The following is a 24,516-nucleotide window of genomic DNA, read 5'->3' as shown; positions in this document are numbered from 1 at the left end:
AAATGTTTTAACGTCTTGTTTCTAAGTATCTTGATTCTTACTTCTCAAAATAATTTCATTAATAATATCTTTAGCAACTGCTGCTTTCGATTTTAATTCGAATGCTTTTTCATTCAAATTTTTATCAATAATAGTAATTTTATTTGTGTTTGTTGCAAAACCAGCACCTTTATCTTGTAAAGAATTTAAAACAATTGCATCTAAATTTTTACGTATAACCTTACTTTTTGCATTTTCAATTTCATTATTGGTTTCTAATGCAAAACCTACCAAAAACTGCTGTTTCTTAATCAATCCTAAAGAAGCCAAGATATCTTTTGTAGGTGTTAATGCTATCGTTAACGAAGAATCTTGCTTTTTTATTTTCTGATGTGCCACTTTTTTTGGTTTATAATCTGCGACTGCCGCAGCTAATATTGCAATATCAACCTCATTAAAATATTGATGAGCGGCATCGTACATTTCATCTGCAGAAACCACATCAACTCTTTTTACGAAAGAATGTTTTATTTGTTGATGACTTGGACCAGAAATTAAAATAACCTCTGCACCTAAATTGGCTGCTTCTTTTGCGATGGCAAATCCCATTTTGCCCGATGAATGATTTCCTATAAAACGAACAGGATCAATAGCTTCGTATGTTGGACCGGCGGTAATCAATACTTTTTTTCCACGAAGTGGTAATTTAGAAAGGATATTATTTTCTATAAAAGAAACGATGTCTTCTGGTTCGGCCATTCTACCTTCACCAACTAAACCGCTAGCTAATTCGCCAGATGTAGCAGGAATTAAAATATTGCCAAAAGATTTTAATTTTGCTAAACTTTCTTTAGTTGATGGATGCTTATACATATCCAAATCCATCGCTGGTGCAAAATACACAGGGCATTTTGCTGACAAATAAGTTGCTAATAACAAGTTATCGCAAGTTCCATTTACCATTTTAGAAAGTGTATTAGCTGTAGCGGGCGCAATTAAAAAATAATCTGCCCAAAGTCCTAAATCTACATGATTATTCCATAATTCGTTTTCATCTTCTTTCTCGTAGAAAGTAGAAAGCACCGGATTTTTAGAAAGGGTAGAAAGTGTTAAAGGTGTTATAAAATCTTTAGACGCAGGCGTCATAATTACTTTGACATCTGCGCCTAATTTTATAAACAATCGAACTAATGAAGCTGTTTTGTAAGCGGCAATTCCAGCTGTAATGCCTAAAAGAATTTTTTTTCCGCTTAAAACAGACATTATTCTGTTTCTGGAGTTCTGTGATATACTTTACCGTTTAACCATTCTTCAACAGCCAAAGCAGTTGGTTTTGGTAAACGTTCGTAAAATTTAGAAACTTCTATTTGTTCTTTATTTTCAAAAACTTCTTCTAAACTATCGTTATAAGTAGCAAATTCATCTAATTTGTCTACCAACTCAGTTTTTAAATCAGAACTTATTTGATTTGCTCTTTTAGCAATAATAGATATTGCTTCATAAATATTATTTGTAGGAGCTTCAATTTTGTTTTTGTCATAAGTAATTGTACTTATAGCAGCTTGTGTATCTTTATAGTCCATAATTTGTTATTTATCTTTTGAATTTTCTTTTTCTAATTGTTCTTCTCTAGCCTTCAACTTTTCCATAACTACCTCTACTCTGGCTTGTTCTGTTTGTAAAGCTGATAGCATTGCTTTAGAATCTTCCATATATTTAGATTCAGGATAATTTCTTTCTAATTTTTCGAAAGCCTCTACTGCATCTTTAATACGCTCTAACCTTCTTCTTTCTGTACTTTTTAAAACGAAATCGTGCGCAGCTTTAAATCGATAATACAACGCTTCTTCTTTAAATTCAGACCCTAAATAATCTGATAATAAATTATCAAAAGCTTGAATTGCTGCCTTATAATTTCTTACATCATAATCTGCAGTTGTATAATATGTTTTTGCAATTTCAAAGTATTTTTTCTGTAATGTGTAACGTATTTCTTTGTAATGCTTATTTGCTTCATCAATTTTATCTGAATCTGGATAGGTACTAATAAACATTTGAAATGCATCTAAAGCCTTATTAGTATCTGTTGGATCTTTACTAAAAACGGGCGATGCTAATTTATAGCTATAGGCAGATAAAAATGCCGCTTCTTCCTTTTTAGAACTTGTAGGATAATTACTTACAAAACGATCAAAATAATAACCCGCAAGACTATAATTTTTTTCATTAAAATTAGACTGAGCAACCATAAATTGTACACGTTCCATTTGAGGTTTTCCTCTATAAGCAGGTGTTACTTTCTCGAACAATCGCAATGCTTTGCCGTAATTTTTACTTTCGTACATTTTTACAGCCAATTTATATTGATCTTCAACAGTACCTTTATTAAGCACTTTTTGATATTCTCCACAAGAAAATAACAAAAGGCTTAAGACCAATAAACACGCTAAATTTTTAATTTTTTGCATCGGGCAAAATTACTAATTAATTATGGATAATAAAAGAATTTATTTATTCGTAAAAAATTCTTCTCTTTTAGTTCTTGAAATACTGAAACTATTTCAGTGTTAACAAGTTAAAGTTATTAATTTTAAAGAAAGATTGAATATTTTATATTCAAAAAGTCTAATATAATTAAAACGTTTTTTTACACGCTAAATTGTGCTGTGCAATATTCAGTAAAAAACACTTAAAAAACACCAAAATGATACTAAAAGTTTGTTAACGTTGCATCATAAAAAAATACAACCTTTTAAAAAAGTTGTATTTTTTTTGGATCATATATCTTATAAAAACTAAAAACTAGCTACGTAATTTGCAATTTTTGCTTGTAGGTCGGCACTCGCTTTTACCAGCGGTAAACGCACATCATTAGTACAAATGCCTAACTCTTGTAAAACTGTTTTAATACCTGCAGGATTGTTTTCTGCAAAAATATAATCAACAATATCCATCATTTTAAAATGGATTTTATACGCCTCTTTATTTTTTCCTTCTAATCCTAATTGAATCATTTTAGAAAATTCTTTTGGATACGCTTGCCCAATAACTGATATAACACCAGATCCGCCTGCCAAAGCAACACCTAGAGCCAAATCGTCATCGCCAGAAATAATTAAAAAATCTACTGGTTTGTCTTTTAATAAAGTATTGTATTGTTGTTGGTTATTTCCTGCTTCTTTAATAGCTACGATATTGCTAAAATCTTTTGCCAAACGTAAAGTTGTTGCCGGCTCCATATTTTTTGCTGTTCTTCCTGGAACGTTGTATAAAATTATTGGTTTTTCTGTTGCTGCTGCAATTGCTTTGTAATGCTGATAAAATCCTTCTTGCGTTGGCTTACTATAATAAGGTGCAACAGAAAGAATACCATCTATTTTAGATAGATCTCTTGTTTGTAATTCTTCTACAACCTCTAAGGTATTATTACCACCAATTCCCAAAACCAACGGCAAGCGTTTGTTATTTGTTTTTACAACAATATCAATAATTTGCTCTTTTTCTTCTTTAGAAATCGTAGCACTTTCTCCTGTTGTGCCATTAATTACTAAGTAATTTGTACCATTTTCTATATTAAAGTTCACTAATTTAATTAGCGCATCAACATCAACAGTTAAATCTTTTTTAAACGGAGTAACCAAAGCAACACCTAAACCAATAAATTTTTGCATTATTTTTAATTTTTACGAGCGTAAAATTACAATTTTCAAATAGATTAAAAAGTGAAATATTGATTTCTTATAAAGAATACACAACTTCTTATTTGAAGTTTAATTTTTTAGTTTTCTTAAAATAGTTAAGTATTTTTTTAGCTCGAAGAAAAAACGTTCTGTTTTAATTGGTGTTTCTGCAATTTCGATATCGTATAATTCTTGATTCACATCAGAAATACCTACTTTAAACAAAGCGTTAGATTCTAAAACAGCACTTTCTAAATATAAATTATTCTTGTTAAAATAACCGATTAACAAATCGAAAGGCTCATCTATAAAACTCTTAAAACTTGGTTTAAAAATATTTCCCTGCCAATTAAAATCTTTTTCAGAAAAATGTTTAAACGAAATGTTATGATAGTTTTGATGGGTTCTAAAACTATAAATTTTTACATTTCTAAGATTCAGTATTTTTTCTACCTCCTCTTTTACATTTACCCAGTTAGAAATTTCGTCTGTAGTAATAATACCAACTGTTTTTATTACTTTTTGACTTACAGTTCTATGAACCTCATTTTCAACCAGCTTCTTTTGAAACTGTTTTCGTAAAAAATATTTTTTAAATGGTATCATATTAGTAAAGGTTGGGGTTGTTTGGTTTTATAAAAATACTATTAATTAGCTTGCAATTCTAATAAAATAAATTGATTTAATTGTTTACCATATACTTGAAAATTATCGTCGGCAATTAAAAGTAACGATTTATTACCATTTGGTAATTCTGGTCCAAAAGTAATTCCTTCAATATTATCAATAATTTTATCTGTTAATTGGTTTTTTATGTCTTCAAAATTAAAAAGCAATCTTTTTTTAAGCGGAATAAATTCTGATGTCTTTAACGCATTAACTTCTAAAATATTTGTTGAACTTTCATCAATTGTTGCATCAAAAATTCTAACAATATTGCCATAACTTCCGTACCCACTTTGATAGGTTCTTTCCACAATCAAAAAGTGATTTTCCTGATACTCCAAAATCGCAGTAACACCATTTAAATTGATGTTTCCTTTTGCCGGTTTTGTAATGTTTTCTAGCTGATATGCAAATTGTTTTGTTGCCTTTTTTAATGTTTTATCAAAATACGTAATTCTAATTGGTGATGACGTTTTGGTAAAAGTTGGTTCTTCACCATCCATAGTTAAAGGCGCTTCCATCGCTACCCAAAACCCTTTCTTGTCAATACTTTTTGAAGATGCTTCAAAAGCGCCATTGTGTTTTATCGACTTTATATTTGACAGATTTTTTGGAAGTTGAAATTCTTCTAAAAACCGTCCGTTTTTATCAGATTTAAAAATTGTGGGCAGTTTATTAGTATGTATCGATCCTTCGCTTACTAAATAAAATTCATGTGTTATTTCATCCACAAAAACCGATTCTAAATCCAATGCATTTTGCTGATAAAAATTAGTAGTTGTATCCGCTAAAAAAATAACATCCTTAAATTTAACTGCTTGTATTTTGTTATCTGAGATAGTAATATTTGCTGATAAAATTCTAGGGTTTTCTGCATCATCAACTACAAAATAATAGTGATTATTTGCAAAATCAACACCTGACAAACCACCAATAATCGTGTTTTTAAATTGAATAGAATCCGCTAAAACATACTCGTCTAAGAAGACCAATTTGGTTTGCGTTGTCTCTTTGCAAGACAAAAATAGAAATGCAAAAAGTACCAGAAAATAAATTTTTTTCATCATCAAAATAGTTAACTAAAAAAAGGTCTTTTTATTGTTTTTAAAAGCTAATTTAAATACAATAATTAACCTTAAAATCAATCAAGGAAAAAAACTTACTTACTTTTCATCCGAAGTTTTAGCAATTATTGCTTTACAAATTAAATATTGCGCAATAATATAGGTAAGCATAATACAAATTTGATAGATTTCATTTGGATTGATAAATTTATGAACTGCAATTAAGCCATCAGAAATTATAAAAATAATAGTTCCTAAAAACAACCATAAATTTACTGTAGATTTTTCTTGACTATAATTAAGTAAAGAAATTACGCCAAAAGAGCAAATTACGATCCCGTAAATAATTACAGGGATGGTCATTTCACCTAAATTATCTTTTAAAAGATATAAAAATGAAAATAGAAAAACTACAAATGGCAAGCAAACTACAAACACCTTTTGCAGACTAATTTTCTTTATAAATTCTGCTACAATTTTGATATACAAAATATGAGCCAACAAAAAAGAAGCTAACCCGAATAAAAAAAACTGGTCTTTAAAGAGTAATAAAACATCACCCCAAAAAGAAAAAAACAAGGCCGAAACATACCAGAAATTTGGCTTTTTTACAGAAACCAAATAAATAATTACCAATGTTGTAATTATAAATGGTTTGCTAATAAAGGCTAAAAAGTCATTGGTTAAAACCCCTAAAATATGCAAAACAACAACAGCTAAAAAAATACTAGAAGCAATTGTTGTTTTTGTTTGTTTTGTCATGATTTAAAACTTTCTTCTGTTATCGTCAGATTTTGTGTCAATCAATTTATTGTAAGGATCCACCCCAACTTCTGTTGGTTTTTTATCGACAATAATGGTAATTTTATTATGGATTTGGGTAATTTTATGCTTCTTTAAATAGAGCTCAACTTCTTTCTTTTTACCATCAGTTTCTACTTCCGTAAAAATACCAATATCGATATAATCTTTTAACGGAACCGATAAAATTGGCTTCGAAGATTCTTTTGATGTATACGTTAAAGTATCACCTACTTTTTCTCCATAAACCGTTTTTCCTTTTTCATTATTTCTATATTTAGAAACTTCAAACTCGATATCAACTTGATATTTTCCGTTTTTTAATTTGGTTGTTTTTGCATCTACAATTCTGTTTTTATACAGCGTAATCGTTTCGAACATATCTTTAATAACGTATTGCAAAGAATCTGGCGTAACTTTTCTAATATAGCTTAACATTTCTACAGAAGTTGTGTACGGTGGTTCTTGAAATTTCACCTTTTCAACATATTTTTTTAAAGCTCCGTTTAATTTTTCTTCGCCAATATAATCGCTTAACGCATAGAAAACCATCGAACCTTTTTGATAATGAATATATCCTTGCCCGTCATTATACATCAACGGTTTTTCACGCTTGCTTTCAAAAGTTCTTTGCATTAAATAACCATCTAAAGCTTCTTTTAAAAATGTACGCATTTTGGCTTTTCCGTGTTGATGTTCTAATACTTTTAAAGAAACATATTCAGACATGCTTTCTGATAACATCGTTGCGCCTAAAACATCTGCGCCAATTACTTGATGCGCCCACCATTGATGTGCAACTTCATGAACCGTTACCGCAAAAGGATAATCTACACCATCTTCATTTTCTTCGTCTACATTTGCAATAAAACCAAAGCCTTCAGAAAACGGAATTGTATTTGCAAATGATTGTGCGAACGTTCCTTGCGTTCTTGGAAACTCTATAATTCTTGCTTGTTTATGTTGATACGGACTAAAGTTCTTCGCATTATATTCTAAAGACGCTTTCATTCCTTTCATCATTCTATCTAAATTATAAGCATGAGGTTTGTGATAGTAAATCTCTAAACTAATGCCTTTCCACATTTCTTTTTTAACTTCATATCTACCTGAATTAAAAGCATAAAAATTTAAAATTTTACTATCCATTTTATAATGGAAATAGCTACGATCGCCTTCTGTCCATTTTTTTTGTAAATATCCTGGTGCAATTGCAATTTGATCTTTGGATGTAGAAACGGTTGCTTCAAAATCGATCCAATCTGAATCTTTAGAGATATACGTATTTCCTAAAGCAGTTGAATCTGTTGGCACCGGACGTAAATTATTTTTTGGTAGCTTATATTTTTCACGCGTTTTATCGTCTCTTAACTCACCTCCTGCTGCATATCCTAAAGAAGGAAACATCGAAGAGTTATTAATAAACGTTCCGTTTTCTACAATTGGAGATTTTAATTGAAACATCGTGTTTTCATTACTTTTTACATGAATTGTAAGTTGTAAAGTGTCACCAGGTTGTATTTTTTTATCAAACCTGTAAATATCAAAATTAAAGATTGTGTCTTCTAAAACTAATTTATTGGGTTTATTAAACACAAAGGTGCTTTCTAATGAATTATGATTCAAGAAAATACTATCAATTGCTTGGTTTGTTTTATTAACCAAAGTGTAAATTGCACTCGCTTTGTAGGTTTTTTTCTTCGGATAAATGTGCATTTCTGCATTTACAGCTACAATTCTTGGCTGTTTGTAATTTTCGTATTTTTTATACGTTTTCTCCCATTTCACGGCATTTAATTCCGCTTGTTTTGATGACGAGTTCTCGTCATCCGATTTTGTTTCTAGATAAATTGTAATTCCTAATGTTAAAAAAGAGGCTAAAACAACTGCGAAACCAATTTTATGTGGTGATTTAAAACGCTCTTTTGCAATGTAAACTCTTTCTGCCATAGAAGTTGGTAAACCTCTAACCCACATTATTAAACTTACAATTAAAAGCAACGTTCCGCCTAAAACCCAATACAATTTATACCATAAATATCTTGATAGTGCAGAACCGTATCCATTCATATCCGAATAACTAAAACCGGGTCCTTCATTGTATTTAAATACTGATAATTCTATCCCTATTAAAGATAAAAAAGGAATGCCGATGGCCAATATCAACAAAATAAAAAAGCCTAAATATTGATTCTTAACCAAAGTTTGAATAAAAATTGCCAAGAATGCCCAAATTACATAGTTCAAGAATTTTAAACCGTACAATTCTTTAATATAATGACCTATTTCAAAATCATAATAGCCTTTATAGACTTGAAATAACATACCAGAAACCATAATTACAGCCAATAAAACCAATTGCATTTTTAACAAAGCAATTAATTTAGAAAATAACAACGTCCAATTCGGAATTGGTGTGCTGTCTACTAAATGACTTATTTTAGCTGTATTTGCTCTTTCTACAAGAATTCCTGCATATAAAAAAGTACATAAATTAATAATTAGAGAGCTAAAAATAGTACCTCCGCTTAACATTTGCCAAGTTACGGGCAATGTATTTGTGCCAAATATTTCGCCTGAACTAAACAAAGTACCTACCAACATTAAAACACCAACCGCTAGGATACAAATAAATGGCAAACTTGTAAAAATGTATTTAAAATCGAGGTTCGATAATTTCCAAGTTGTTTTTAAATTCTGAACAAAAGAATAATCGTGTGATACTTTTGGTAACGTAATTCTTGTAATTCCGCTAAAATTCTTTTTGGTAACTCTTTCTGATTTTACTTTTCTAAACGAAATAGAAATTGCATTCTGACTGAATTTAAAGTATCTGTAAACCAATCCGAAGATTAAAGATGAAATTGCCAACCACAACAAACGGTTGTAAATAATTAGTTCTTTAATTGGTATTTGCAATTCATTTTGTTCAGAAACGGTCCAATATCTTGTGTAATAATCTGCAGCAGCAGAACCAAAAGGGTCTAAAATAGCCAGTAAACTTGCTTGTTCTGGATCAGAAAAAATGCTTCCTATTGCTCCTTGTGCAAAAAACAAGATAATAACCGTAATAAAACCTGAAGCTATATTTCTAGAAAAAGTAACAATTGCAAAAACTACAGCACCAAAAAATAAGATGTTTGGCAAAATATAAATCAAGTACGTTTGCAAATACGTCATAATATTAAAATCGCCCACAATTTCTGAATTCGTCCCTGGAAATCTAAAACCAATGCTCATTCCGAATGCAATCACCAAAACAATTGCAGAAACGACTACTATTCCGCTAAAAAATTTCGCAAATAAATAATTGGCTTTTGTAAACGGATACGAATACAAAATAGTGTGCATTTCACTCTTAAAATCTCTATAAATAGAAACACCAATAATTGACGGAAATAAGAAGAAAATTAAAATAGTTAACGCATTAAATAATCCTGTAACACCAATTGGCGAGTTTACAATTCTAGAAGAACCCGTTGTGCCTGTAATTGCGTCCCAAATACCCGCAGTTGTTGCAGATAAAAGTAAAGAGATTAAGAAAAATATTGAAATATAAATATAAAAAATAGGCTTGTGAAACCAGTATTTTAATTCTTGTTTAAAAATAGTTGAAAACATAAAATAATATTAAATATTAAAAGTAAAAAATATTAGTAGTTAAGAATTTTATTTAAAACGAAACCCGAAACCTCGAACTATAAATCTCGAATCTTACACAAGTGCTGGTTCATCTTGTTTTAAGGCGATAAAATATACATCGTCTAATTGCGGAGTTGCCGCTATAAAATCATCCGAAGGTTTTTCTACAGAATGCACTCTAATATTTAAAGTATTGTCTTGATTGTAGTTTGATGATAAAATATCAAACATTTTTTCATTTGCTTCTAAATCATCTCTGCTGATGGTTTTCTTCCAAATAGCGCCTTCAATTTTCTTGGTCGCTTCTTGTGGAGTTGTGTGATTTAAAATTTTACCGCCATTTAAAATTGCCATTTCGTTGCACAATTCCTTTACATCTTCTACAATATGCGTAGAAAAAATAACGGTACAATTGGTACCAACTTCACGCAAAACATTTAAAAAACGATGTCTTTCTGCAGGATCTAAACCAGCAGTTGGTTCATCAACAATAATTAATTTTGGATTGTTTAAAAGTAATTGCGCAATTCCGAAACGTTGTTTCATTCCGCCAGAATAACCAGCAACATGTTTGCGTCTAACTTCATATAAATTAGTAATTTCTAAAACTTCTTTTACAATTGCTTTTCTTTCTGATGAGTTACTTATTCCTTTTAAAGTTGCAAAATAATCTAACAAATCTTCCGCAGACATTTTAGGATACACACCAAAAGATTGAGGTAAATAACCCAACACTTTTCGCAAAGACATATTATCATTTAAAACATCAATATCACCAAACATAATAGAACCAGAATCCGGACTTTGTAAAGTCGCAATCGTTCTCATTAAAGACGATTTTCCGGCGCCATTAGGCCCTAATAAACCAAACATTCCTGTGCCAATTTCGATACTTAAATCGTCAATTGCTTTTACGCCGTTTTTATAGGTCTTTGTTAAGTTTTTAATAACTAATTTCATTTTGCTTGGTTTTAGGATTTACTTTCTAATAAGTACAAAAGTAAGCCCTTTTGTTACATTTTTTTGTGCTTTTTTTAATAGAAATGATAAAAAAACGTTTTATTTTTACAGAAAATTGCACAAAACCTAATGCTCACATAAATTTACAAAATGGCAAAAAAATCAATTTTAAATAAAAAATCGTTAACGTTTTTAGAAAAATACTTAAACAATGCAGCGCCAACGGGCTATGAATGGGAAGGCCAGAAAATCTGGATGGAATATCTAAAACCTTATGTAGATACTTTTATTACAGATACGTATGGAACTGCGGTTGGAATCATTAATCCAGATGCAAAATATAGAGTAGTTATAGAAGGTCATGCAGATGAAATTTCTTGGTATGTAAATTATATTACAGATAATGGCTTAATTTATGTTGTTAGAAACGGTGGATCAGATCATCAAATTGCACCAAGTAAAATTGTAAATATTCACACAAAAAACGGCATTGTAAAAGGTGTTTTTGGTTGGCCAGCAATTCATACAAGAGATAAATCTAAAGAAGAAGCGCCAAAACCAGATAATATTTTTATTGATACAGGTTGTGCAACAAAAAAAGAAGTTGAAGAATTAGGAATTCATGTTGGATGTGTAATTACCTATCCAGATGAATTTCACATTTTAAATGGCGACAAATTTGTTTGTAGAGCTTTAGACAATAGAATGGGTGGTTTTATGATTGCTGAAGTTGCGCGTTTGCTAAAAGAAAACAACAAAACACTTCCTTTTGGTTTGTACATTACAAACTCTGTTCAAGAAGAAATTGGTTTACGTGGCGCAGAAATGATTACACATACTATTAAACCAAATGTGGCTATTGTTACAGATGTTACGCACGATACTACAACACCAATGATTGATAAAAAAGCTGCTGGTCATCAAGAAATGGGTAAAGGTCCTGTTATTGCGTATGCGCCTGCAGTTCAACAAAAATTACGTGATTTAATTACAGAAACTGCCGAAGCAAATAAGATTCCTTTTCAGCGTTCTGCACTTTCTAGAGCAACGGGTACAGACACAGATGCTTTTGCATATAGCAATGGTGGCGTTGCTTCTGCATTGATTTCTTTACCTTTAAGATACATGCATACCACGGTAGAAATGGTGCATAGAGAAGATGTAGAAAACGTAATTAAAATGATTTATGAAACGTTGTTAAAAATTAAAGACGGAGATACTTTCTCTTATTTTGAATAAATAATAGCATGTCATTGCGAGGTACAAAGTAACCTTTTGTGTAAATCAAGAGAGTACTTTGTATTTCGTAATGACTATTTTTTTATGGATGAACTCATAGATATTTTAACACCAGAAGGAAAACGTACAGGAAAAATAGCCTTAAAATCTGAAGCGCATAAAAATGGGTGGTTTCATGCAACAGTTCATATTTGGTTATTTACTTCGGATGAAAAAATTCTGCTTCAAAAAAGAGCGCTCACAAAGAAAGTATTTCCTGGAATTTGGGATATTTCTGTGGCAGGACACGTTGGCGCAGGTGAGGCTATTTTAGAAGCTGCTAAAAGAGAAATTTTTGAAGAAATTGGTCTAAAATTAGAAGAAAAAGACCTCATCAAAATCGGAACAAGAATTCATCAAGTTACCCATAAAAACGGAATTCAAGATAACGAACACCATCATGTTTTTATAGCAGAATTAAAAGTCTCTATTGAAACATTAACAATGCAGAAAGAAGAAGTTGATGGGTTAGAGTTGTGGGATTTGAAAGTTTTAAAGCAAACAAAAAACCTTGAAAACGTATTGCTCTCAAGGTTTCACGAATATTATGTTTCTGTTTATGATAAAATTATTTTACATTTAAAATAAGGTTAGCATTCTGTAAACTACTGCTATGAACTGCTTACTGAACATTGGGTTTAGTAAAAAAAGAAGTTCCTAATTTACCTTCACTTACTAATGGCAACGTAAAAACTGTTGCAGGTCCTTGTGGTTTTGTTGGCATTCCTTTTTTATCCATTTTATACCAAGTAATTTCATTTGGTAAAACCAAACCATCTACATTTTCCCATTTATTATATTTTATAATATGGTACTCATTATTAGGCTCTTTAGCTTTAAATGTAACCGTGTATGCTAACCATTCCATTTGATAGGTTTCTGAGTTGAAATACACTTTGTAATTGTCATCCGAAGAAGTACCAACATTTGCTTTAAAAGAAATTTTATACCCAGGATAGTTTGTTCCGTCAAAAGAAATTGAATCTACTTTTTCATAAATAATTCCGTCATCAGCTAAGACAAAAGGCATTGCATAAAAGTAAAAATATAGATTGTAATAAAAATCTTTATTCCCTTTAAAAGCAGTTGAATCTGCTTGATCTAACCAAATTTCTTTTCCGTCAAAACCTAAAGAATATTTTGGTGAATTAATCACAATTTTACGAGATTGTAAATCTGACGTATGTGCTTCCTCTCCTTTATTAAAAGACAGCGTTTTTGCTTTTCTCCAAGTAGCTATTCCTCCGTGCTTTTCAAAAACCTTTGCAAGTTCATCAGGAAAACTTTCTTTTTTGATTTCTTCTTTTTGAGTTGCAGGTTTTGCATCATTTTTACAGGATACTATAGTTGCAATTACTATTAATAGAATTATTTTTTTCATTAGGCGTCTCAAAATTTATTAATTTATTAATTTATTTTGACAAAGATAAACAATCAAAAAAAAATGACTCCAAATAAATTTGGAGTCACTAACTAAAAAACTACCCCTTACTAAGAAACACGAAAAAAAACTTTTTTATTTAAAAGGTTACACTCTTGAAAGTGTAATCGATATGCCTTTTTTATTTTAGTGTAAGTGTCTCTATAAAACGAATCACACTCTAAATCAATACATTCAATAAAATTATGAGTTGCTCTCTTATAATTTACAATATCATTTAAAATAGTTTCATTATTTTTAAAAGTGTTTAAAAGCTGATTTTTTAATTCTTCTTTATTTGCACTATTGGATGCTTTTGTTACCAAATTAGTATACTCATCAGAAAAACTATTTAGAAAAGAAATCCAAAGATCTAATTCTTCTAAATTTATTTTTTCTGTAATCTGAGTATCAGAAGCACTTTTATTTATATTATTTGAGTTGTTCATACTTATTTATTTTAATACTTTCTGTAGTTGCTTTACATCAATTACTTTAAGTTCTTTTAATCCGCTTGGAAATTCCCATAAAATATCATCTCCTTTCGCATAACCTAAAACAGCGGTTCCCATAGGCAATAACAAAGATATTTTATTGTCTGACACATTGCTTTGATGTGGTAAAACGAGTTCAAAAGTTTTTACCCATAAATTATCTTTAGAACTTATTTTCACCTTCGAATTTAACCTTATTACATCTTCTGGCATTTTACTTTCTGGTAAAATAAGTGCACGCTTTAACTCATCCAATAACTTTAAAATATAAATTTTAGCAGTTTTTGAATATTCTTCTTTTTTGAGGTTAAATAAATTTTCTAAAATTAAAAATTCCTTTTCCTCTATAATAATTTGACCATATTTCATAATTCTATCTTTATGTATGGAAAAACACCTCTTTAAAAATACGTTAGCGCTATTATTTTCAATTGCTAAGTTATAGGCAGCAGTTCGCGTATCTACTTGTTTCTTTTTAGACATCTTTAAAACCTTAATAAAACCTTCTTTAATTTCATTAGTTAGGCAACACTGTCAAAACTAAATTATCTCATTTTACAAAAGACATTAATTGGGCACTTTTTCGCTTCTCTTCTTTACTTAAAATTGTAATATTTTAATTAAATGATTTTCAACTCTTTGCAAAACTAAAAATTGGTATTAAAATAGGTTTTAAATTGCTGTTTTGCATGATTTCTTCATCATATTCGCTACAAGACCAAATAAATTTTTTATTGGCAGTTAAACAGCAAACAAAAACATGCACACAGGTACTACATAAACTTTTTTCGTTGATTTTCATATTCATACTTTAATCAAACTAATAAGCAATGGCTGTACCAAAATTTAAATATATTTTGATAAAATTATAAAGTGATTAAAATCAACTACTTATACTAATTTTAAGAAGTTTTAAAATAATTAGATAAGGTAAAAAAGCCCCAACTGATACTTTTTTACCCAATTTTATGAAGGAAAATATTTGTAATTCTGAAAAATATTTTTAGCTAAATAGTTAGAAATTAAAAATAGTATCGTTTCTAAATTATTAGTATGTGATTAAAAATATTTTTAGCTTTATAAGCCCTATTAAATAAAAGATTTTACTTTTTTTTTCAAAAACGACAACTTACTTTTAGTCCTATTTTTATCGAAATAAAGCTGACGATTGAAATTTAAGTTTTATCAATTTATCAGCTATTTAGAATCAAATCCTTTTTTTATTCTAAAACATTATTATTTATTTATCAAACACTAATATTTATTATTAATTTTTATTGATATCATTTTAAGTAAAATTCTAATCAATATTTAAAAATGAAAGAACCTTAATTACTAAATTTTTGATTGATACGTATATAAATCAAAATACCTACCTTTTGCTTCAATTAACTCGTCATGCGTGCCTCTTTCTGCAATACTACCCGCTTCAATTACTAGAATTTGATCTGCTTGTTTTATAGTACTTAATCTGTGCGCAATTACAATGGTAGTTCTATCTTTTACTAATTCTGATAAACTTTTCTGAATTAAAGATTCGCTTTCTGTATCTAAACTAGACGTTGCCTCATCTAAAATAATAATTTTTGGATCTGCTAAAATAGCTCTTGCAATTGCCAATCGCTGACGCTGACCACCAGAAAGTTTTACACCTCTTTCGCCAATTAAAGTATCTAATCCGTCTTCAAAACGATCTGTAAATTCATTTACATAGGCAGCTTTTACGGCATTTTGTAATTCTTGTTCTGTTGCATTTGGTCTTGGAAATAAAATATTTTCTTTGATTGTTCCTTCAAATAAAAATTCATCCTGTAAAACAACACCTAAATGTTTTCGATAACTTGATAATTTTACTTTCGTAATATCTTGGTTATCAATAGTAATTTTACCCGATTGCGGATTTAAAAATGTAGCTGACAAACCTGCGATTGTAGATTTCCCCGATCCAGAACTACCAACCAACGCTGTTACAGAACCAGAAGGAACCTGAAAACTGATATTATTAATTACTTCTTTGCCTTCATTATATGAAAAAGATACATCTTCAAAAACAATTTCTCCCTTAATATTTTCTAAAACAATTGTTCTTTCTTCATCATCATCTTCAGCAGCTTTATTCATAAGTTCTTCCGTTCTATCTAAACCAGCTAATGCTTCTGTTAATTGACTACCAATATTACTCATTTGTACAATTGGCGCAATCATAAAACCGAGCAATAACGTAAAAGAAAGAAAATCTCCCACTGTTAATTCGCCTGTCATAATTTTATAACCTCCAATTCCCATAATTCCTGTGGATGCAATTCCTAATAAAAAAGTAGAAGAACTTGTCATTAAAGCGGTGGCCGTTAAACTCTTTTTAACATTCTGAAATAATTTATCTACACCTTTTTCAAAAACTTCATTTTCTTGTGCTTCGGCATTAAAAGCTTTTATGACTCTAACGCCAGATAAAGTTTCTACCAATCTACCATTTACCTCTGCATTAATAACGCCTCTATTTCTAAAAATAGGACGTATATATTTAAAGGCTTTTAAAGCGACAACACCAAAAACGGCTACAGGAAGTAGCACAAAAAAGGTCATCGACGGACTAATTTGTATCAGCAAGACCATAGAAATTACAGCGGTAATCGTTCCGCCTACTAATTGAACTAAACCAGTTCCTATTAAGTTTCTAACGCCTTCAACATCATTCATAATTCTAGAAACTAAAGCTCCCGACTTTGTATTATCAAAAAAACTGATTGGCAATGACAATACTTTTTTCTGTACTTGAGCTCTTAATTCTGATATTAAAAACTGTGCTTGCACACTTAAAATTCGGGTTAATAAAAAAGAAGTTATTGACTGTATTAAAATTGCAATTCCTACAATAAATAGTAAACTGTATAATTGGTCGTAATCTTTATTCGGAATCACGTCATCCAGCAATGCTTTACTTTTCCAAGGTAAAACTAAACTTGATAATCTACTTATAACAATTAAAATTAAACCAATAAAAACTAATTTTCGCTTTGGCCAAATAATTGTTTTAAACGCTTTTAATATAGAAATAGTAGGCTTACTTTTATCTTGTTTTGAATCTTTAAGATGCTGCATAAATTAATTTAAGAATGTAATTTCTCTACTAATATCAATTTATATGCCATTCAAATGAACATGACATTATTACAAAATTTGACATATACTGTTGTTACTTTCTATGCATTTAAAGACTAACAAAAGTACATTGGCAACATTAACAGAAATCAATTCGAAAAAAACCTATAGAATACTTATATTTACGAAACATCCTTAAAACACTAAAAAGTGAAGAATCCCTACCAAGTTAAAGTAAACAATACTTTCGATTTTGAGATTGATGCAAAAGCTGTTTCAAACCTAGATTCCTTTGAAGTTTCGGATTCAAAATTGCATGTTTTACAAAATAATATTTCTTACAAAACAGAAATTATTGAAGCTAATTTTAATCAGAAATCCTATTCGGTTAAAGTAAACAACAATACGTATAATGTAACCATTTTCGATGAGCTAGATACGCTAATTAGAGAAATGGGATTTGAAATTGGTGCTACAAAAAAAGTAAACGAAATTAAGGCTCCAATGCCTGGTTTAATACTATCGGTTGATGTAAAAGTTGGTCAAGAAGTAAAAGAAGATGATGCGCTTTTAATTTTAGAAGCCATGAAAATGGAAAACGTTTTAACATCACCAAGAGATGGAGTTATAAAATCTATTTCGATCACAAAAGGCGAAACTGTAAATAAAAACCAACTTTTAATAGAATTTGAATAGACACAAAATGCAGCTTTTTTATATCAATCTATATAAAATTAGCACACTTTTGATTCTTTAAAACATCCATATGAAAAAAATTTTAATAGCAAATAGAGGTGAAATTGCCATTCGTGTAATGCGAACTGCAAAAAAAATGGGCATAAAAACAGTTGCAGTATATTCAACTGCGGATAGAAATGCGCCTCATGTTCGATTTGCTGATGAAGCGGTTTTAATTGGCGAAGCACCCTCCAATAAATCGTATTTATTAGGCGATAAAATTATTGAAGTTGCTAAAAAATTAGGCGTAGACGCGATTCATCCTGGATATGGCTTTTTGTCTGAAAATGCAAATTTTGCGGAAGCTTGTGAACATAATAACATCATTTTTATTGGTCCGAAATCAAAGGCCATTAAAATTATGGGAAGTAAATTGGCTGCAAAAGAAGCCGTAAAAGCATATCATATTCCGATGGTTCCTGGAACAGATAAAGCGATAACTGATATTTCTGAAGCAAAACAAATAGCGCGCGAAATTGGTTTTCCTATTCTTATTAAAGCCTCTGCAGGTGGTGGTGGAAAAGGAATGCGTATCGTAGAAAAAGAATCAGAATTTGAATCGCAAATGAACCGAGCAATTAGCGAAGCTACTTCTGCTTTTGGTGATGGATCGGTTTTTATAGAAAAATATGTAACCTCACCGCGACATATCGAAATTCAAATTATGGCAGACTCGCATGGCAATGTCGTGCATCTTTTTGAACGCGAATGTAGCATACAACGTCGTCATCAAAAAGTAATTGAAGAAGCTCCTTCATCCGTTTTAACTCCAGAATTACGCGCAAAAATGGGCGAAGCGGCAATTAAAGTAGCAAAATCTTGCGAATATGTAGGTGCAGGAACGGTAGAATTTCTGTTAGACGACGCTCATAATTTCTATTTTTTAGAAATGAATACACGCTTACAGGTAGAACATCCTGTTACTGAATGGATTACTGGTACAGATTTAGTCGAATTGCAAATTCGTGTTGCGCGTGGCGAAGTTTTACCCATCAATCAAGAAAACTTAAAAATTAATGGACACGCTTTAGAATTGCGCGTTTATGCAGAAGATCCTTTAAATGATTTTTTACCAAGTGTTGGTAATTTAGAAGTTTACCAATTGCCCGAAGGGAAAAATATTCGTGTAGATAATGGTTTTGAACAGGGTATGGATATTCCTATTTATTACGACCCAATGTTGTCTAAATTGATAACTTATGGGGAAACTCGAGAAGAAGCTATCGAGTTAATGATTACTGCAATAGAGAAGTATCAAATTAAAGGTATTCAAACTACGTTACCTTTCGGAACTTTTGTGTGCGAACATGACGCTTTCCGTTCTGGTAATTTTGATACGCATTTTGTTAAAAAATACTATTCTCCTGAAGCTTTAAAAAGTAAACAGAAAGAAGAAGCTAAAATTGCTGCACTTGTTGCTGTAAAACAATATCTGATAGATCAGAAATTAGTGAGATTGCCTTTGTAAGAAGTTAGCAGTAGCAGTAGCAGTAGCAGTAGCAGTAGCAAAATTAAAAAATATACTTAAGAATAGTGTTATATAAAAAAGCATTATCAAACTAAACAGAAAAATCACATTCAGCTTTGTGCCCTAGCGCCTTTGCGAGAAAAAAGCATATAAAATGGAATCCAAAATAAAAGACCTTAACGAAAAACTTGCACTAGCCTATTTAGGCGGCGGACAAGCGAGAATAGAAAAGCAACATCAGAAGAAAAAATTAACCGCAAGAGAACGAGTTTTATACTTATTAGATGAGGGTTCCTTTGAAGAAATTGGCGCTTTGGTTATCCACAGAACGAAAGAGTTCGGGATGGAAAAAGAAGTTTTTTACGGAGATGGTGTAGTAACTGGTTACGGAACCATAAATGGTAGATTAACCTATGTTTTTGCACAAGATTTTACCGTTTTTGGTGGTTCTTTATCAGAAACGCACGCAGAAAAAATCTGTAAAGTAATGGATTTAGCGCTTAAAGTTGGAGCACCCATAATTGGTTTAAATGATTCTGGTGGCGCTAGAATTCAAGAAGGTGTTAGATCTCTTGGTGGTTATGCTGATATTTTTTACAAAAACGTGCAATCTTCTGGGGTAATTCCGCAACTATCAGCAATCATGGGTCCTTGTGCTGGCGGAGCAGTTTATTCGCCTGCAATGACCGATTTTACAATTATGGTAGAAAATACAAGTTATATGTTTGTAACTGGGCCAAATGTTGTTAAAACCGTAACGAACGAAGAAGTGACTAGTGAAGAACTAGGTGGCGCAAGCACGCATGCTACTAAATCTGGAGTGGCGCATAAAACATCTGCAAATGATATTGAATGTTTAGAAGATGTAAAAAAACTTTTAAGTTATTTACCTCAAAATAATACAGAAACATCTGCGCTTTTGCCCTTTAAACTAGAGGCTGAAATAAGAGAAAGCTTATCAACCATCATTCCTGATAATGCTAATAAACCCTATGATATGCATGCTGTAATATCAGGAATTATAGATGAAGATTCCTTTTATGAAATTCATAAAGACTATGCCGAAAATATTATTGTAGGTTTTGCACGATTAGGAGGAAGAAGTATTGGTATTGTGGCAAATCAACCACTATTTTTAGCGGGTGTTTTGGATGTGAATAGCTCAAAAAAAGCAGCACGTTTTGTCCGTTTTTGCGATGCATTTAACATTCCGCTTTTAGTTTTAGAAGATGTTCCGGGGTTTTTACCAGGAACAGATCAAGAATGGAATGGTATTATTGTAAATGGCGCAAAGTTATTATACGCTTTTAGTGAAGCAACTGTGCCAAGAGTTACTGTAATTACTCGAAAAGCGTATGGTGGTGCTTATGATGTAATGAACTCGAAACATATTGGAGCAGATATGAATTTTGCTTGGCCAAGCGCAGAAATTGCGGTTATGGGAGCAAAAGGAGCGGCTGAAATTATTTTTAAAAGAGAAATTAAATCCGCAGAAAACCCGGAAGAAAAATGGAGAGAAAAAGAAGCCGAATATGCTGCACTTTTTGCAAATCCATATAGTGCAGCGCAACGAGGATTTATCGATGAAGTAATTTTACCTAAAGATACCAGACGTAAATTAATAAAAGCCTTTGCGATGCTAGAAAATAAGGAAGTAGTAAGACCAAAAAGAAAGCATGGAAATATTCCTCTATAGCTCATCAATCTAAATTTATTTTTATAAAAAAAGCGCCTTATTAAAAAGGCGCTTTTTATTTTTATAGTTTAAAACTACAATCGATTATCAATACTATTTTGCACAACTTCAGGATTTAAAAGGATGCTTGTAGCTCCTAAATTATCCATTTCATTACACGCAATTTTACGTAATCTAATCTACCCGTAATTTGTAATAACCAACCTCATCTCTTAAAGCGCTATCACCTATAAAGTACCTATTTTTATAGGCTGATAGATAGGTTTCTTTATAATGCTGGTGATTTACCAAGATTATTTAATCTACTTTTAAAAGAAGATTAAAACCCTTCACCAGGAGCAGCTGGACTTTGGGCTTGCGCCTTCTGCGGACTTAAAATCATATACGTACCTAATGCTGTTAAAGCGGCATATTTACCATAAGATCCTATTTTTTTAATTGCTTCTTTTCTTGAAATATCTTGAGTGTTTTTTATATTTTTTTTCATGATGTCTTGTGTTTTAAATTTAGGTTATTATTCTAAAATAATTTTCTTATTCAACTTTCCTTTTACTGTTTCTAATTGAACAATGTAGACACCAGTAGCTAGTTTTGGTAAAGAAATATCTTTAACCTCTGCTGCATTGAAAGAACTCGTCATCACTTTTTTACCTAAGATACTAAATAAAGAAACTGTTGCTTTACCATCTGTTAAACCTGCTATTCTAACAGTACTAGCATCTGTTTTATAAATACTAACCCCTTGTAAAGCAAGATCTGCAACACTTAACGCAGCTTGTGTTGTAGTATGAATGTAAAATCTACCAACACCATTTAAAGCAGTAGTTGCAGTAACTGCATAAACAGCATTTGCTTCATCTAAACGTGTAAACGTGTTAGTTTCTCTGTCTTCTAAAAACACATTAATACCTGCTGGTAAGTTTAATGCTTCTGCAGAAAAGCTTAATTCTTTTCCAGTAGCTGCTTTTACACCTAAAGGAACTACCATGGTTTCTAGAGCTGTGTCAGGTAATGTTTGTACTTGAAAATTTCTACCAGTATTACCTTCTAGCACATGTGTATAAATTTGAAAACTGTTTGGAATTCCTCCAAAAACTTCTCCTTCATACCCACTTTCAAAACCTTTAAAAGCATTTGCTGTGTAATAAATTTTTGCTTCTCTGTAGGTTTCAGCATCTGCTATTTTTAAGCTAACTTCTGTTTTACCTCCTTTTTGAAAAGTATCTGTTGCGCCATTGTGCGCTTGGTTTGACTGTGCAAAAGTAACAGAACCAGTAGCACCATCATTTACTTGTACAAAAAATCCTTGTCCTGGTGCAATCATAAAGTTTGCAGTAGAAATTCTAGGAGTGTAAGAATTTGTTGCGTTACTCCACGTCCAAATAGTTTTGTTAGCCGATAAAATTGGGTTGTTATCTAACAACGTTTCACTGCTAATATAACTTGTGTAGGGATTTCCTATTAAATTAAAACCAGTTGTTGCACCAGTTGCTGCTCTAGATATTGGCGCTAGTACATCTGCACTATTTACCGTTCCTGTAAAAGAAACCGCATCATTTGCGTCTACTTTTACTGAATATCCTTGCCCAGCATTAAAAGTACCACTGCCTCCCGAGGCCATATATGCCCAAGTATTATCAGTTTCTGTGTAGGTAGCTATTCCTCTATTAGTTGATGTAGCCACAGCAATTGAATTCGCTGTTACATAAGTTTCATTATAATCTTGCCCAGCAACCGGAGAAGATACTAAATACCATCCGTTTGTGTTGCCTGCAGTATTTACTAAACTTCTAGTATGTGTTACTGGACCTGTAATAGCTGCATTTGCTATTAAACTAGCACCATTATCTAAAGTAATTGCTTTTACTGATGTTGGCGTTGCTATTGTTGGGTAAGATGCTAAACCAGAAGGAATAATGTTGTTTGTTGAAGGGTTCGGCAGACCTCCAGTCCAGTTAGTTACATCTGTCCAGTCGTTAGCTGTACCAGAACCATTCCAAGTAGTTTCTTTGTAATCTATTGCTTCTGCCCAAGTTGTTGCAATTCTAAGCTCGTCCATTATAAATGCTGGTGTATTTTCAGAATTAGCTAATTGAAATATGGAAAAATAATTCATAGACCCACTACGATCAACTGCAACTTCTATTGATGGTGTAGCTGGTTCGGTTGCACCCAAAGTAGGATTAATAAATACACTAGTAAACCTTGCTGGTGTCGTAGGAGTAGCATCGTTTACTCTTTTAATAACTACAAATAATTCAGTCTCATTATTTGCGTTGTATATTTTCGAAAAAGTATCGCTATCACTAGGACTAGCTCCACCACTACCTTGTGATAACAGCAATTGAAAATTACCTGCAACATACCCCGGAGCAGTAGTTGCTTGTTTTACTACCATTAATACACCAACAAATCCACCAATGTCTCTACCCAACAAGATAAACCTGTTATTACCATCTTGACAAGCTGTTATGTCAGTAATTTTCATTAAAAAAGACATATATACGTCATCGTTACTTGGAGCAATTTCAATCCTTGAAGTTGATCCTGCTGCATTAGGAATAGACAATGCAATACCTGTTGGTGCCGTGATGCCTTTAGTAGTCCAAATCGGTGATGCAACTGTAGCATGATTAACAGGAGATCCCGATCGAACCCATTCACCTAAAGAAGGATCACCAGTAGTACTTGTCAACTGAACTCCTGTGGCGTAATCAAAACCTTCATAAAAAGGTAACGTTGCCTACCCGTAAGACAGGGCAAACATAAATAAAAATGAAATTTGTACAATTTTCTTCATAATCTTGGTTTAAGTTAAATTAAAAATAATTGTTTGTTAATTTCTTGCTAAACTATATATTTAGTTAACTTTAAAAGTCCGAAAAAGGGTTTGTATTTGTCTTTTAAACGTCAATAACACAAGAAAACTCTCAAAAAACTGCTTACCTAACACTTTAATGACCAATTATTTATCGATACCTTAAATATATTGACACATGGCAGTGCTAGTTATTTTTTGAATTTGGCTAGAATTGAAATAAGTTATTTTAGCTGTCTTTTTAGATCAAGGACTTGATACAAATTTTATTATTCACTGCAGAAAGTTTATCTCTCCCTAAGTTTCGGGAGATGCTAATTTCTGAATGACTTAGGTTTATTTAAATTATTCATTTCGAGTAAATTGCTTGCGATAAGCAATAAATTACGAAACAATCTGTAGCTTTAATAGCCGTGATTTAAATTAAAAGATTGCTTCAGTCGTTCCTCTTTCGCAATGACTGAAAATGGCAGGAAATGACGATGCAATCTGTTATTAATAATTACTGATAGTTTCAAATAAACTACAAACGATTCTCAATAATACTTTGTACAACTTCAGGATTTAAAAGGGTGCTTGTATCGCCTAAATTATCCATTTCATTGCACGCAATTTTACGTAAAATTCGACGCATAATTTTTCCTGATCTCGTTTTTGGCAATCCTTCCGAAAACTGAATTTTATCTAATTTTGCAATCGGACCAATATGC

General features: G+C 31.3%; 21 protein-coding genes and 1 pseudogene. 5 read left to right on the top strand and 17 right to left on the bottom strand.

The genetic code is table 11. The annotated features are described in order from the left end of the window. Positions 1 to 21: 21 nt before the first annotated feature. From coaBC to BTO16_RS01645, 9 genes are all read right to left on the bottom strand, one after another. A complete protein-coding gene (coaBC, locus tag BTO16_RS01685) occupies positions 22 to 1,242 on the bottom strand; it encodes a bifunctional phosphopantothenoylcysteine decarboxylase/phosphopantothenate--cysteine ligase CoaBC (RefSeq protein WP_105019942.1) in 1,221 nt (406 codons plus the stop codon). After that, the gene (locus BTO16_RS01680; protein ID WP_105019941.1) at positions 1,242 to 1,562 is read right to left on the bottom strand and encodes a DNA-directed RNA polymerase subunit omega; all 321 of its coding nucleotides are present in this window, start codon (positions 1,560 to 1,562) and stop codon (positions 1,242 to 1,244) included. The genes coaBC and BTO16_RS01680 overlap by 1 nt, the downstream gene beginning before the upstream one ends. Positions 1,563 to 1,568: 6 nt before the next feature. Then, positions 1,569 to 2,447, bottom strand: coding sequence for an outer membrane protein assembly factor BamD (locus BTO16_RS01675; protein ID WP_105019940.1), 879 nt, complete (start codon positions 2,445 to 2,447; stop codon positions 1,569 to 1,571). A gap of 327 nt (positions 2,448 to 2,774) precedes the next feature. Beyond that, positions 2,775 to 3,650, bottom strand: coding sequence for a 4-hydroxy-tetrahydrodipicolinate synthase (gene dapA / locus BTO16_RS01670; protein WP_105019939.1), 876 nt, complete (start codon positions 3,648 to 3,650; stop codon positions 2,775 to 2,777). 99 nt (positions 3,651 to 3,749) lie between these two features. After that, on the bottom strand, positions 3,750 to 4,265 hold the full coding sequence (locus tag BTO16_RS01665) for a DUF6913 domain-containing protein (protein WP_245891925.1): 516 nt from the start codon (positions 4,263 to 4,265) through the stop codon (positions 3,750 to 3,752). Positions 4,266 to 4,306: 41 nt separating this feature from the next. Then, positions 4,307 to 5,389, bottom strand: a complete 1,083-nt coding sequence (locus BTO16_RS01660) for an esterase-like activity of phytase family protein (protein ID WP_170064398.1) — start codon at positions 5,387 to 5,389, stop codon at positions 4,307 to 4,309. 99 nt (positions 5,390 to 5,488) lie between these two features. Then, complete coding sequence (locus tag BTO16_RS01655; protein WP_105019937.1) at positions 5,489 to 6,151, bottom strand: lysoplasmalogenase; 663 nt, start codon at positions 6,149 to 6,151, stop codon at positions 5,489 to 5,491. A 3-nt stretch (positions 6,152 to 6,154) separates the two neighbouring features. After that, complete coding sequence (locus BTO16_RS01650; RefSeq protein WP_105019936.1) at positions 6,155 to 9,811, bottom strand: ABC transporter permease/M1 family aminopeptidase; 3,657 nt, start codon at positions 9,809 to 9,811, stop codon at positions 6,155 to 6,157. A gap of 93 nt (positions 9,812 to 9,904) precedes the next feature. Beyond that, entirely contained in the window at positions 9,905 to 10,792 is an 888-nt protein-coding gene (locus tag BTO16_RS01645) for an ABC transporter ATP-binding protein (protein ID WP_105019935.1), read from the bottom strand. A gap of 150 nt (positions 10,793 to 10,942) precedes the next feature. On the opposite strand from BTO16_RS01645, the gene BTO16_RS01640 reads away from it, so the two are divergent. Then, entirely contained in the window at positions 10,943 to 12,031 is a 1,089-nt protein-coding gene (locus tag BTO16_RS01640; protein WP_105019934.1) for a M42 family metallopeptidase, read from the top strand. A gap of 84 nt (positions 12,032 to 12,115) precedes the next feature. Beyond that, a complete protein-coding gene (locus BTO16_RS01635; protein WP_105019933.1) occupies positions 12,116 to 12,658 on the top strand; it encodes an NUDIX hydrolase in 543 nt (180 codons plus the stop codon). A gap of 34 nt (positions 12,659 to 12,692) precedes the next feature. Here BTO16_RS01635 and BTO16_RS01630 read toward each other — a convergent pair whose 3' ends face one another. The 4 genes from BTO16_RS01630 to BTO16_RS01615 all read right to left on the bottom strand — a co-directional run bounded on the left by BTO16_RS01630 (position 12,693) and on the right by BTO16_RS01615 (position 17,086). Continuing rightward, the gene (locus BTO16_RS01630) at positions 12,693 to 13,451 is read right to left on the bottom strand and encodes a DUF6503 family protein (protein ID WP_105019932.1); all 759 of its coding nucleotides are present in this window, start codon (positions 13,449 to 13,451) and stop codon (positions 12,693 to 12,695) included. A 110-nt stretch (positions 13,452 to 13,561) separates the two neighbouring features. Beyond that, on the bottom strand, positions 13,562 to 13,939 hold the full coding sequence (locus BTO16_RS01625; protein WP_105019931.1) for a hypothetical protein: 378 nt from the start codon (positions 13,937 to 13,939) through the stop codon (positions 13,562 to 13,564). Between the two features lie 6 nt (positions 13,940 to 13,945). Beyond that, a complete protein-coding gene (locus tag BTO16_RS01620; protein WP_245891922.1) occupies positions 13,946 to 14,467 on the bottom strand; it encodes a GreA/GreB family elongation factor in 522 nt (173 codons plus the stop codon). Positions 14,468 to 15,319: 852 nt separating this feature from the next. After that, positions 15,320 to 17,086 (bottom strand): ABC transporter ATP-binding protein, encoded by a 1,767-nt coding sequence (locus BTO16_RS01615; RefSeq protein WP_105019930.1) that lies wholly within the window; start codon positions 17,084 to 17,086, stop codon positions 15,320 to 15,322. A 210-nt stretch (positions 17,087 to 17,296) separates the two neighbouring features. Between BTO16_RS01615 and BTO16_RS01610 the strand changes: the two genes are divergently transcribed. The 3 genes from BTO16_RS01610 to BTO16_RS01600 all read left to right on the top strand — a co-directional run bounded on the left by BTO16_RS01610 (position 17,297) and on the right by BTO16_RS01600 (position 20,988). After that, positions 17,297 to 17,782 carry an acetyl-CoA carboxylase biotin carboxyl carrier protein subunit gene (locus BTO16_RS01610; RefSeq protein WP_105019929.1) on the top strand — a complete coding sequence of 162 codons (486 nt, stop codon included), beginning with the start codon at positions 17,297 to 17,299 and terminating at the stop codon, positions 17,780 to 17,782. 70 nt (positions 17,783 to 17,852) lie between these two features. After that, positions 17,853 to 19,292 carry an acetyl-CoA carboxylase biotin carboxylase subunit gene (accC, locus tag BTO16_RS01605; RefSeq protein ID WP_105019928.1) on the top strand — a complete coding sequence of 480 codons (1,440 nt, stop codon included), beginning with the start codon at positions 17,853 to 17,855 and terminating at the stop codon, positions 19,290 to 19,292. Positions 19,293 to 19,446: 154 nt separating this feature from the next. Continuing rightward, positions 19,447 to 20,988, top strand: coding sequence for an acyl-CoA carboxylase subunit beta (locus tag BTO16_RS01600; RefSeq protein WP_105019927.1), 1,542 nt, complete (start codon positions 19,447 to 19,449; stop codon positions 20,986 to 20,988). Between the two features lie 74 nt (positions 20,989 to 21,062). Here BTO16_RS01600 and BTO16_RS17765 read toward each other — a convergent pair. The 4 genes and pseudogenes from BTO16_RS17765 to BTO16_RS01585 all read right to left on the bottom strand — a co-directional run. Further along, positions 21,063 to 21,273 (bottom strand): annotated as a pseudogene (locus BTO16_RS17765) (acetate--CoA ligase); the annotation flags it as partial. A 34-nt stretch (positions 21,274 to 21,307) separates the two neighbouring features. Then, positions 21,308 to 21,475, bottom strand: a complete 168-nt coding sequence (locus BTO16_RS17535; protein WP_170064397.1) for a hypothetical protein — start codon at positions 21,473 to 21,475, stop codon at positions 21,308 to 21,310. A gap of 27 nt (positions 21,476 to 21,502) precedes the next feature. After that, positions 21,503 to 23,683, bottom strand: a complete 2,181-nt coding sequence (locus BTO16_RS01590) for a T9SS type A sorting domain-containing protein (protein ID WP_105019926.1) — start codon at positions 23,681 to 23,683, stop codon at positions 21,503 to 21,505. 646 nt (positions 23,684 to 24,329) lie between these two features. Further along, positions 24,330 to 24,516: hypothetical protein (locus BTO16_RS01585; protein WP_146105377.1), on the bottom strand; the 187-nt coding region annotated here is incomplete at its 5' end.

Origin of the sequence: Polaribacter glomeratus (genome assembly GCF_002954665.1) — a bacterium.
In the GTDB taxonomy this organism is placed as follows: Bacteria; Bacteroidota; Bacteroidia; order Flavobacteriales; family Flavobacteriaceae; genus Polaribacter; species Polaribacter glomeratus.
The sequence above is the reverse complement of the archived record's forward strand: the minus strand, read 5'-3'. Positions and strand labels throughout refer to the sequence as shown.